Below are 11,898 nucleotides of genomic sequence, written 5' to 3'. Positions count from 1 at the left end.
AAACATGAAAAAAATAGTTATAATTCTCTTCCTTTTTAGTGCTGTAATCACACAAGCACAACAAGCTGAAAACATTATCATCATAACTACTGATGGCTTTAGATGGCAAGAAGCTTTTAAAGGAATGGATGAAACATTAGCAAGAGATAAAAAGTTTAATCAAAATGACAGCAGCTATATTTATAAAAAATACTGGGCCGAAAACGTGAACGAACGTAGAGAAAAACTAATGCCTTTTATGTGGTCTGTCTTAGCTAAAAAAGGCCAAATTTACGGTAACAGAACCTTAGGAAACAAGGTTAACAATGCCAATCCATATTGGTTTAGCTATCCTGGATATAGTGAAATAATGACTGGATACGCAGATACTTTGATCAACTCTAATCAATATCCTGAAAATCCAAACACTACCGTTTTAGAATATTTAAACCAGCAAACAAAGCTAAAAGGAAAAGTGACTGCTTTCGGTGCTTGGTATGTATTTGACAATATTTTAAACGAGAAAAGAGCAGGCTTTTCAGTAACATCAGCATTTGATAAAGTGGGAGGCACAAACCCAAACGAAAAACAAAAACTGATTAATGCTATGATGGCAGATTCATTTAAGCCGTTTCACGAAGAAGAATGTCTGGATGTTTTTACACATTATGGAGCTCTTGAAGAATTGAAAACCAATAAACCCAGAGTACTGTATATTTCCTATGGCGAAACGGACGAATGGGCACACGCTGGATTTTATCGTTCTTATTTAGATGCCGCACATCAAGTAGATGCCTGGATTAAAGAGATTTGGAATTTTGTTCAAAACGATCCACAGTATAAAGACAAAACGGCTTTAGTTTTTACTACTGACCACGGTCGTGGAGACAAAGTAAAAGCAGAATGGACTAGTCATGGAAATAAATTTGAAGGCTCTTCTGAGATATGGTTTGCGGCTATGGGACCACAAATTGAAGCTAAAGGAGAAATGAAAAACGAAAATCAGTTGTACCAAAATCAATTTGCACAAACCATGGCAAAAATAATGGGATATACCTTTAAAGCTAATCATCCAGTTGCCCAAGAAATAACTGGAGTAGTAAAATAGCAACTTTTTGACTACAAGAAAAAAGGGTTTGACAAATAATTGTCAAACCCTTTTTCTATGTCTTCTAATTTAAACTACACTTGTTTATTAGCTAGTTGCCCACAAGCCGCATCGATATCTTTACCACGACTTCGTCTCACTTTCACTACAATTCCGCTTGCTTCTAATGCTTTTATATAAGCATTTGTAGCTTCCTCTGAGGCTTGTTGGAATTCACCATCATCAATAGGGTTATACTCTATTAGGTTCACTTTGCAAGGAACGTACTTACAGAATTTCACTAAGGCATCAATAGACTCTTTATTGTCATTGATATCCTTCCAAACTACATATTCATATGAAATTTTGCTTTTGGTTTTTCTATACCAATATTCCAATGATTCCCTTAAATCAGCCAAAGGGAAATTTTTGCTGAAAGGCATGATTTTAGACCGAATCTCATCAATAGCAGAATGCAGTGATACCGCTAGTTTGATTTTCACATCATCATCCGCTAATTTTTTTATCATTTTTGGCACTCCTGAAGTCGAAACCATGATTCGTTTTGGAGACATCCCTAAACCTTCTGATGAAGTAATCATTTCGATTGCTTTCATCATGTTGTTATAATTCATCAACGGCTCGCCCATACCCATAAAAACAATATTTGACAAAGGGTGATTGTAATACAAACGACTCTCTTTATCTATCGCCAATACCTGATCGTAAATCTCTCCTGGCTCTAAATTTCTCATTCTTTTTAATCGTGCCGTAGCACAAAAATTACAATCTAAACTACAACCCACCTGACTGGAAACGCAGGCCGTTGTTCTGGTATTAGTAGGGATTAAAACAGATTCCACCACTAAACCATCATGCAAACGAACTGCATTTTTTATGGTTCCGTCGTCAGAACGTTGAATGGTATCCACTTTAATATGATTGATGACAAAATTACTTTCTAACATGGAACGTGTTTCCTTAGAAATATTAGTCATATCCTCAAAACTGTGAGCGCCCTTGCTCCATAACCATTCGTATACTTGATTGCCACGAAAAGCTTTGTCCCCATGGGTAACAAAAAATTCACGTAATAATTCTTTAGATACGGCTCGTATGTCTTTTTTCTCAATTTGCATGCTGCAAATTTAATGACTATTTCTTGATTTGTTGTTTTGATAATTTAATAACTTTGCAGCAAATTGAAAAAACCAGCACAAATGCACTTCATTTCCCAAGAGTTAGAAGATTATATCGAGCAACACTCTGAAAAAGAGCCTCAATTATTAGCCGCTTTAAATAAAGAAACCTATCAGAAAATTTTATTGCCACGTATGTTAAGCGGGCATTTTCAAGGACGCGTTTTGAGTATGTTAGCTAAATTGATTCGGCCAGTGAATATTCTCGAAATAGGAACTTATACCGGTTATTCCGCTTTGTGTTTGTGCGAGGGAATTCAAGAAAGCGGTACGCTTCATACTATTGACATCAAAGAAGAACTGGTTGATTTCCAAAGAAAGCATTTTGACAAGTCGCCTTGGGGAAAACAAATTGTACAACACCTGGGAGAAGCAATCGACATTATACCAACACTGGATGTGAAATTTGATTTGGTATTTATTGATGCCGATAAGGAAAACTACATTAACTATTTCAATATCATTTTGCCAAAAATGAACAAAGGAGGAATTATCCTCTCTGACAATGTATTATGGAGTGGAAAAGTGCTAGAAGAGGTACACCCGAACGACGTGAGTACCAAAATACTGGTAGAATATAATGCATTATTAAAAAACGATCCAAGGGTTGAAACCGTTTTATTGCCTATTAGAGATGGCTTGACGGTAAGTAGAGTACTGTAGCTTTTTATTTTTAGCCCAGATGGAAATACAAATCCTTGTGGATGAAAATGAATTTTTTCTAAACAAAAAAGAGCGACCAACGGAAGCTCTTTTATTGTTATTGAAAAAACCATTTTTCAGTCATAAGATTGAAATGAACAGCTGGAACTGCTACTGAAAACTATAGTGGAAAATACTTTTTTTGAACTGCTTGATATATTTTAAAAACTGAATATCCTGAAAATATCCCGAACAAATACCCAGATAAAATATCTAGTGGATAATGCAAGCCTAAATAGATTCTACTGTAAGCGAAGATTAGAGGCCATAAGAATAACAAAAAGCCATATTTGTAACGGTGAAGCAAAACGCTGTATATAAGAACAGAAACCGCCATACTATTTGCAGCGTGGCCTGAGAAAAAACTAAAGGAGCTGCGGCTTTGAACAACTCGTATTATTGTATTGATTTCTGGGTTACTACAAGGACGCAACCTTTGAAATCCATTTTTAAACAAGTTTGTCATCTGGTCCGTAAATGCAATTAAAACGGCTATAGCCAAAATAAAATACAAAGTTTGCTTTGCCCCCAATTTTTTATAAATAAAAAATAATAGAACAAGAAAAAAGGGAGTCCAATAGAGTTGTTGGGTAATTATTAGCCAAAGGCCATCATAACTTTGTGAACCTAAACCATTCAAATAAATGAGCAATTCAGTATCTAAAGACAAAATTTTATCGAGCATTATTTACTGCGTTTTACAGGTCCAGTAATCTCTTCTATATCTTCCTTAACTTTATTAGCCTGAGTAATTGAATCGCCCATCAGGTCATTCTTAACTTTATCAATCTGAGTATTAAAGTTACCCGTCAAATCTGATAAGGATTTTGAATCAAGACCATTAGCCTCAACACCTTTTTGAATTTCACTTTTTATGTCGTTAGTCGCATGTTTTAATTGCGCCATAGCCTTACCCATAGTTCGTGCCATTTCAGGCACTTTATCTGAACCAAAAAGCATTAGAACGATAAACAATATAAAAACTAACTCTCCTCCTCCTATACCAAACATAATTATTAATTTTAATTGTTGCAAAGATACCAAATTTAGAATCCCTGCCTTTTAAATTTTTCATAAAAAAAAGACTCAAAATTGAGTCTTTTTTTTATGCTTATTCCTTAGTCAAATTTACTTTTCACTGTTTCTTTTGGCCAAGTGTTATTAGTAACATCAATATCGGCTGTTTCTAATTTAGGGTCAATCTGAATTTTTTTGATTGCTTTCTCAGTAGCATATACTTTTTTAGCACTCTCATTATTCTTTCTCCAAATTTGAGCTGGATATTTATAGTTCTCAATTGTACCATCCTCGTATGTAATCTCAACTAGTATAGGCATAATCATTCCGCCTGGTTTATTGAACTCTACTTCATAGAAGTATTTTGGGGATTTAAGACTTCCTTTTTCTTCAGCAGTAAGAGTACTTACATAATCTGAAAGTAATTTCACATCTTCTATTTTTAGTGCTTTCTTTTGATTTGATTTTAACTCTGCATTGTTCTCTGCAACTAAATATACAAACGGCCCTTTATCTACACCAAAACGACCTTTTCTTACCTTAGCGTCTTTTAATTCTTTTGTAGGAGTTTCAGAAACATAATATTGTTTCACTTCCTTAATACCAATATCTACAAAATCAGTAGAGTAAAACCACCCTCTAAAGAACCAATCCAAATCAACGGCAGAAGCATCTTCCATTGTTCTAAAGAAATCTTCTGGAGTAGGATGTTTAAATTTCCAACGGTTTGCATACACTTTAAAAGCATAATCAAACAACTCTCTACCCATAATCGTTTCTCTAAGAATATTTAGTCCTGTCGCAGGTTTTCCGTACGCATTATTACCAAATTGAATTATAGTTTCTGAATTTGACATAATAGGTTCCAAGAAGTTTTGATCTCCACTCATATAAGGCACAATGTTTTTTGCAGGACCACGTCTTGAAGGAAAGTTAGTTCCCAATTCCTGCTCTGCCATGAATTCCATAAAAGAGTTTAATCCTTCATCCATCCATGTCCATTGACGCTCATCTGAATTCACAATCATTGGGAAAAAGTTATGTCCCACTTCGTGGATTACAACACCCATCATCCCGTTTTTAATTTGGTCACTAGTCACTCCATTTTCATCAGGACGACCAAAATTCCAACAAATCATTGGGTATTCCATTCCTTGATCTTCGGCAGAAACTGAAACTGCTTTTGGATAAGGATAATCAAAAGTATGCGAAGAATAACTTTTTAAAGTATGCGCTACTGTTATTGTTGACGTTTCTCCCCAAAGCGGATTTGCTTCTTTAGGATAAATAGAAACTGCCATTGTTGTTTTAGTACTTAATTGAACAGCCATGGCATCAAGAATAAATTTTCTAGAAGTCGCTATTCCAAAATCTCTCACGTTTTTAGCGCTAAATTTCCAAGTTTTCTTCTTGTCAGAAAACCCTTTTTCAGCTGCTTCAGCTTCTGCCTGAGTAACAATTACTACAGGTTTATCAAATGTTTTTTGAGCTAACTCATATCTTTTTACTTGAGCGGGTGTAAACACTTCGCTTCTATTCATCAACTCTCCTGTCGCCTCCATAACGTGGTCAGCAGGAACGGTTATATTGACATCAAAGTCTCCAAATGGGACAGCAAATTCACCACTTCCCCAAAACTGCATGTTTTGCCAACCTTCAACATCATTGTAAACTGCCATTCTAGGATAGAATTGTGCAATTACATACAATCTATTTCCTTCTTTTTCGAATAACTCATATCCGGAACGACCACCTTCTTTTTGGTAATTATTGATATTATACCACCATTTTACAGAAAATGAAACTGAAGTTCCAGGCTTCAATGGGGAAGCCAAATCAATTCTCATCATGGTATGATTGATAGTATAAGTCATAGGAACGCCTTTAGCATCCTTAACATATTCAATATTAAAACCACGTTCTAAATCTTTCTTTAAAAATTTATCAGTAAAACCAGAAGCCGGGAATGTTTGTGTTATTCTTTCACTTTCGGCTAAAGGAGACTCAGAATCTTGAGCCTGTTGATTTTGATCTAATTGCACCCATAAATAATCTAGATTATCTGGTGAATTATTATAGTAAGTAACTGTTTCAGATCCGCTTAATTTAGCATTTTTATCATCTAGCTCGATGTCAATTTTATAATCTGCTTGTTGTTGGTAGTATGCTGGACCTGGAGCCCCTGCAGCGTTACGAAACATATTAGGCGTTGCTAATAAATCGTACATCTGACTGAACTTATTAGTATCGTACTTACCTGATTGCTCTGGAGTTACCGTTGTTACTTTTTCTTGAGCAAATAACATTGCCGGAAGAATAAAAAATAATGTGATTTTTTTCATGGATAGAATTCGAATTATTTAAGTGCGTGAAAATACAGTTTTTTACCAAATAACAGTTATTTTATCAGAATTTTAACATTCGTTTAGTCGAAGAAGCGGTAAAAAGAAAACTCTGTTTTGTGCCCAAAACAGTGAAGTGGGCGATGTTTTGCTGCTCTGAATCCCAGTCAACTAAAATAGCATTGTAAACTTCTAAGGATTTCAATTTAGAAACGTCCTTTATACTTGAATAACAGATAAGGACATCACCTTCTAACTCTTTACTTAAGAAATTAATGGCCCTAGATTGTCCGTTGACTTTTATTGTAAAGTGCTCCGATAAATATTTTTTGAGTAAAACCAGATCTTCAGGAGACTCTTTGTCGGTGCCTAAATAAAGCTTCTTATTGTATTTTTTTTCTAAGGCTTTGTTCAAGTCATCCACAAAAATTCTGGAGGTAATTTGAAGCATTTCCTTGTCAGGCGCATAATTAACTTGATATACTGCGACATAAAATTTATGAAATTCAAAAGAAGTTAAGCTCAGGAACAAGATTCCGAAAAAGAGATATAATATTGTTTTTTTCATATTGCAAAAATAGCAATTCTTTTGTACTCTTCATTTTTTGATATCACAAAATCAATCAAGCTAAATTTATTTTCAGCAGCCAAAAATCGTTTTGCTTTGACATCATTCTCGCAAAAAATTAGAAACAACCCTATTTCATCTTCTTTTAGCTGTAAGGATTTAGTAAAAAATTGGAGACTAACCGTTTTGAAAGTTGCTTCTTGAAAATTTTCGTAGTAGTTTAGTTTTCCCTTTGAATCTTTCCGTTTAGCAAATAGACCCCCAATCATCCTTCCTACCTTAATAAAATTAAATCCATTCTCAATTCCGTAGAATGGTGTTGTACTATTTTTAGCGGTAGATTGCGCATCATCAAAATAAGGCTTATCAATTATTTCTTGTTTACTGCCTAAATAAGGCACCCTCGTTTTAGGAACAAGCACTTCTTTTAACTGATTTGTAAAAGTGTCTAATTTGACTATCAATAAAGACTTTTTTAAATCTTCATCTGTAAGGACTAATTTTATTGACTTAAAGGCTAAACTTGAAACGAGCAGCGTATCGTTTTCTTTCACCAGAATATCAAAGTAGCCTTCAACATTTATGGAGGTTTTCATTTTTGCAGTTACATTAAATACATATCCGCTATCTACATTTACAGAATCATTCAATACTTGGGCATGCATCAGCGTTCTACTTGCTGTTTGCCCTAAAGACAACTGAAAAACCAAACACATCAGTAAAACTGCTATTTTCATTTTGACTCAAAATAAAATGATAATAATTCTATTTACAGCACCAGATAAGTAATTGTATCGAAAAAACTAAAAGGTTGTGATTTTTTTATACTCTTTATTTTTTGTGATTAGAAAATCCATAAGTTGGAATTCATCACTAGGCTGCATTAACGTTCTTGACTTTGGATCGTTCTCACAAAAAACAAGAAACAGTTTTATCTCATCATCTTTTAAACTCAAGGTATTGGCAAAAAAAGAATAATTCACTTTTTTCAGAACTAGCTCAGAGAAGCTTGTGTCTTTATAAAAATCGGTTGTTTCGGGGTTGTTTTTTCTTAATATTTTAACAACATCTTTGTATATCCTTACAAAGTCTGTTCCATACAAGATACTTCCATCCCTTGGCATTGCAGTATTTTTTAATGCAGACTGCTGATCACCAAAATACATCAAATCGACATATTTCTGAGAGCCACCAGAAACTGGATTAAGTTCCTTTTTTGCTAATATCAACACTTCCTTTAATTCATTTGTAAACACTTCTAGTGTCACCACAAATTGAGGGTCTATAAATTCTCGTTCTGACAGTACGATTTTTTTAGATTTAAATGTCAAACTTGAGAAAACTAGTGTGTCATTAACTTTAGCATTAATATCAAAAAAACCATATTGATTAACAATCGCTCCTGTTTTTGAGTTAACATTAAAAACAATTACGTTTTCAACTGGCGCCAAGACGTTTCTAACCTGACCTTTCAATTCTTTTCTAGACTCTATTTGGCCAAAGCAAAGCTGACAAAATAATGATAATAGTAAAATTTTAATTTTCATTTGCTATAGTTTTATTGTATTTCTTGGCTAAGGTAATAATCAAAAATTGAGACAATGTTTTATTTCTTGAATTCAAAGACGCGACTAAATCAGTGTCCTCGACACAGTAATACTGAAATCCCCGGATGTACTCTTGAGGGATATTCAATGTTTCTGTATAATATTCAGGTAAAAAAAGATAGTCTAACCTGACTAACATTTGTTCTTTATACTCAACCGCTACTTCTTTTTTAAGCATGGCTTTTCTTCCTGAAATAGAATTTAAAAGTCCATCAATACCTCCACCCGATGTAGCCGTATATAGTTTCCTTTCGGCAGCAGTGTATTTCTTTTGTCCAAAAGGAATAATTCCTAAATTTTCTGCAGTTATCTGAGTACTTTGGTTGATGACTACCTCCTTCAGCTCAACACTTTGAGCAGTCATTTGAATCGAAAGAACATTAGCCAACAAATCTTGTTTATTAACCACTTTACGTAAAGTTACAAGATTTACAGCAGAAAAAACTAAAATGTCCCCTTCTTTTACAAAAAGAAAAAATACCCCCTCTTTATCAGAAGCCGTTGACTTATTTGTCATTAGATTTACAACATTCACTCCTTCGACAAGAACCGTATCAAAACTTACTTTTCCCTGCATTCTTTTAGAATCTACACTTTGCCCCAAAACAACTTGAGAAAGTAAAATTACAAACAAAATAAAAGTGTTATTCGTTTTCACAGGCAATGACTTCAATATATTTCACAGCTAATTCCGCTAATAATAGTTTGATAATTGGTTCCTTCTTGTCTTTTAAAGCCAATACAAATTCTTCATTTTCTACAACATAATATTTAAAACCTCCCACGTACTCAGATGGGATCTTTAAATCATCCACAAAATAGTTTTCTTGAAAAAGAACATCTAAATATTTTAAGTTCAACTCTTTCCTCTCTAAAACCACTTCTTTTTTAAGCCGTTTAGTTCTTCCATTTATTTTATTAATCAATGGATCTAAAGGCATTGATCCACCAATTAATCCCAACAGCATTATAGGCTTAAAATCACCCGCTGTCCTTAACTTCCTTTCTGCGGGTGTATATGTTTTTTTGTTTTTAGAAACAATTCCCAAAGATACCTCGTTAATATTTGAGTTTTTATTTATTATTACCTCCTTCAATTGATTGTTTTTTTGAACCATTTTAATCTCCAAAATAAAATTTACAAAATCTTCTTCAGCAACTACTTTACGAAGCGTCTCCAAGTTTATAGATGAAAAAACTAAAATATCACCTTGTTTTACAAAAAGAAAAAACAACCCCTCTTTATCAGAAATCGTCGACTTCTTTGTCATTAGATTTACAACATTCACACCTTCGACAAGAACGGAATCAAAACTTATTTTTCCCTGAATTCTTTTAGAATCTACACTTTGCCCCAAAACAACTTGAGGAAGTAAAACTACAAACAAAATAAAAGTGTTATTTATTTTCACGGGCAATTATTTCTTTATATTTTATTGCGAGCTCTCCTAACAAAAACTCCGTTGTAGTTACATTCTTTTCATTTAAAATCTTTGTGAATTTATCGTTGTCAACAGCATAATACTGAAATCCTTTAACGTAGTCTGCAGGAATCTTCAACTTATCTACAAAATGACTTCTATCAAACATCGCATCTAATTCTCTCAGGTATAATTCTTTCTTCTCTACTTTAAGTTCCTTTTTTAGCATCGCTGTTCTACCACTGAGGAAATTAATCAAAGGATCTGCAGATATAGATCCACCAGCCATTGAACCCGCAGTAGCAGAAGCATTTAACCCCGTTGCTGTTTTTAATTTTCTTTCTGCAGCGGTGTATGATTTTTGATTTCCCGGAATAATTCCTAAAGAAACTGCATTAATATTATTATAACGCCGAATCACAACCTCATTTAACTGATTCATGATTGGTTCCATTTTTACAAAAACCAATCCTTTTTCAAAATTGTTTAAAGTTAAAACAATTCTTCTACTTTTATACTGCACTGACGAAAACAACAAAGTATCCCCCACTACTCCATCTATCTCAAAATAGCCTTCTCCATCAGTTATCACCGCTTTTTCGGTGGTTAAATTAATAACATATACTCCATCAACGTTAAACCCATCATCATTCACTCTTCCTTTTACTACAGCAGAAACGGGTCCCTGTGCAAAAGCCGCCGTAGTTAGAAACATTACAAAAAGAAGCCTAAACTCAACCATCATACTTATTTATATCACCAAATTAATGTCAAGTTGTAAATGTATCCTAATCTGTTCCAAATTAATTACTAAGAACTTGGTAAATAAAAGTTAATAAAAAATCAAAAATACAGAAATAAGAAACCCGATTTTATACCTTTAGGGCTACTAAAACAATACGAAAAATGAAAAACATTATCATTGCAAGCACATCCACAGTACACGGAACCGACTACTTAGAATACCTCTTACCTGAGTTAAAAATCCATTTTAAACATTGTAAAACGGTACTTTTTATTCCTTACGCAAGGCCTAGTGGTATTTCGCATGAAGAATACACGGCAAAGGCCGCTTTGGCTTTCGCCAAAATAAATATAGCGATAAAAGGAATTCATGAATTTGATGACGCTGTATCCGCCGTCGAAAAGGCAGAAGGGATTTTTACTGGAGGAGGAAATACCTTTGTATTAGTGACCCAATTATACAAAAACAACATTATAATTGCTCTTGCAGAAGCGGTAAAAAAAGGAACACCATATCTAGGAACTAGTGCAGGAAGTGTTATTTGCGGTCTAAGTATGCAAACGACTAATGACATGCCTATTGTGTATCCTCCAAGCTTTAAAACCTTAGGATTAATTCCCTTCGATTTAAATGCACATTATTTAGATGCAGACTTGCAATCAAAACACATGGGCGAAACACGCGAAACCAGAATAAAAGAGTTTCACGCCTATAATACTATTCCTGTTTTAGGTTTACGCGAAGGAAGCTGGCTGAAAGTAGACGCTGATACAATAATACTAAAAGGAGAGTTATCTGCCAGACTTTTCAAACAAAATCATTCAGCTGAAGAACTTGAAACTGGAACCGACATCAGTTATATCAAATAAAAAAAGCCGAAACAATTAAGTTTCGACTTTGAAGAGCGAAAGACGAGGCTCGAACTCGCGACAACCAGCTTGGAAGGCTGGAGCTCTACCAACTGAGCTACTTTCGCATTAACAGGTTGCAAATATACAAACTAATTCAAACCAACGCAAGTTTTTTTATAAAAAAATAAAAACACTTTCATTTATTAAAATCAAGAATGAGCAATACACTATTTCAAACCTCTTCTAAAGGTTAAAAAACAATTCAACATTAGTAATAAAAAAGCCGAAACAATTAAGTTTCGGCTTTGAAGAGCGAAAGACGAGGCTCGAACTCGCGACAACCAGCTTGGAAGGCTGGAGCTCTACCAACTGAGCTACTT

13 protein-coding genes and 1 tRNA gene are annotated in these 11,898 nt (G+C 34.1%); 3 read left to right on the top strand and 11 right to left on the bottom strand.

Annotated elements, in window-relative coordinates; genetic code table 11:
• Nucleotides 1–4 precede the first annotated feature (4 nt).
• Nucleotides 5–1,087, top strand: coding sequence for a sulfatase-like hydrolase/transferase (locus tag QO182_RS05480; RefSeq protein ID WP_371560356.1), 1,083 nt, complete (start codon nucleotides 5–7; stop codon nucleotides 1,085–1,087).
• A 74-nt stretch (nucleotides 1,088–1,161) separates the two neighbouring features.
• On the opposite strand, the gene rlmN is transcribed toward QO182_RS05480, so the two are convergent.
• Nucleotides 1,162–2,205 (bottom strand): 23S rRNA (adenine(2503)-C(2))-methyltransferase RlmN, encoded by a 1,044-nt coding sequence (gene rlmN / locus QO182_RS05475; RefSeq protein WP_371560354.1) that lies wholly within the window; start codon nucleotides 2,203–2,205, stop codon nucleotides 1,162–1,164.
• Nucleotides 2,206–2,286: 81 nt separating this feature from the next.
• Between rlmN and QO182_RS05470 the strand changes: the two genes are divergently transcribed.
• Nucleotides 2,287–2,928, top strand: a complete 642-nt coding sequence (locus QO182_RS05470; protein ID WP_371560352.1) for an O-methyltransferase — start codon at nucleotides 2,287–2,289, stop codon at nucleotides 2,926–2,928.
• Nucleotides 2,929–3,088: 160 nt separating this feature from the next.
• Here QO182_RS05470 and QO182_RS05465 read toward each other — a convergent pair whose 3' ends face one another.
• From QO182_RS05465 to QO182_RS05425, 9 genes are all read right to left on the bottom strand, one after another.
• Entirely contained in the window at nucleotides 3,089–3,652 is a 564-nt protein-coding gene (locus QO182_RS05465) for a phosphatase PAP2 family protein (RefSeq protein ID WP_371535861.1), read from the bottom strand.
• A complete protein-coding gene (locus tag QO182_RS05460) occupies nucleotides 3,652–3,978 on the bottom strand; it encodes a twin-arginine translocase TatA/TatE family subunit (protein ID WP_371535860.1) in 327 nt (108 codons plus the stop codon). Before QO182_RS05460 ends, QO182_RS05465 begins: the two co-directional genes overlap by 1 nt.
• 107 nt (nucleotides 3,979–4,085) lie before the next feature.
• Nucleotides 4,086–6,326 (bottom strand): M1 family metallopeptidase, encoded by a 2,241-nt coding sequence (locus QO182_RS05455; RefSeq protein ID WP_371560351.1) that lies wholly within the window; start codon nucleotides 6,324–6,326, stop codon nucleotides 4,086–4,088.
• Between the two features lie 64 nt (nucleotides 6,327–6,390).
• Nucleotides 6,391–6,894 (bottom strand): DUF6702 family protein, encoded by a 504-nt coding sequence (locus tag QO182_RS05450; protein WP_371560348.1) that lies wholly within the window; start codon nucleotides 6,892–6,894, stop codon nucleotides 6,391–6,393.
• Nucleotides 6,891–7,631 carry a hypothetical protein gene (locus QO182_RS05445; protein ID WP_371560346.1) on the bottom strand — a complete coding sequence of 247 codons (741 nt, stop codon included), beginning with the start codon at nucleotides 7,629–7,631 and terminating at the stop codon, nucleotides 6,891–6,893. Before QO182_RS05445 ends, QO182_RS05450 begins: the two co-directional genes overlap by 4 nt.
• A gap of 66 nt (nucleotides 7,632–7,697) precedes the next feature.
• Nucleotides 7,698–8,441 (bottom strand): hypothetical protein, encoded by a 744-nt coding sequence (locus QO182_RS05440; protein ID WP_371560344.1) that lies wholly within the window; start codon nucleotides 8,439–8,441, stop codon nucleotides 7,698–7,700.
• Nucleotides 8,431–9,159: a hypothetical protein gene (locus QO182_RS05435; protein ID WP_371535846.1), complete on the bottom strand. Its 729-nt coding sequence runs from the start codon at nucleotides 9,157–9,159 to the stop codon at nucleotides 8,431–8,433. The genes QO182_RS05440 and QO182_RS05435 overlap by 11 nt, the downstream gene beginning before the upstream one ends.
• Complete coding sequence (locus tag QO182_RS05430) at nucleotides 9,146–9,913, bottom strand: hypothetical protein (protein WP_371560343.1); 768 nt, start codon at nucleotides 9,911–9,913, stop codon at nucleotides 9,146–9,148. Before QO182_RS05430 ends, QO182_RS05435 begins: the two co-directional genes overlap by 14 nt.
• Nucleotides 9,900–10,667, bottom strand: a complete 768-nt coding sequence (locus QO182_RS05425; protein WP_371535841.1) for a carboxypeptidase-like regulatory domain-containing protein — start codon at nucleotides 10,665–10,667, stop codon at nucleotides 9,900–9,902. Before QO182_RS05425 ends, QO182_RS05430 begins: the two co-directional genes overlap by 14 nt.
• Nucleotides 10,668–10,828: 161 nt before the next feature.
• On the opposite strand from QO182_RS05425, the gene pepE reads away from it, so the two are divergent.
• On the top strand, nucleotides 10,829–11,536 hold the full coding sequence (gene pepE, locus QO182_RS05420) for a dipeptidase PepE (protein WP_371560341.1): 708 nt from the start codon (nucleotides 10,829–10,831) through the stop codon (nucleotides 11,534–11,536).
• Nucleotides 11,537–11,570: 34 nt separating this feature from the next.
• Here the strand turns inward: pepE and QO182_RS05415 are convergent.
• Nucleotides 11,571–11,643, bottom strand: a tRNA-Gly gene (locus tag QO182_RS05415).
• Nucleotides 11,644–11,898: the final 255 nt, after the last annotated feature.

Origin of the sequence: Flavobacterium sp. Arc2 (assembly GCF_041431385.1) — a bacterium.
Classification (GTDB): Bacteria; Bacteroidota; Bacteroidia; order Flavobacteriales; family Flavobacteriaceae; genus Flavobacterium.
The sequence above is the reverse complement of the archived record's forward strand: the minus strand, read 5'-3'. Positions and strand labels throughout refer to the sequence as shown.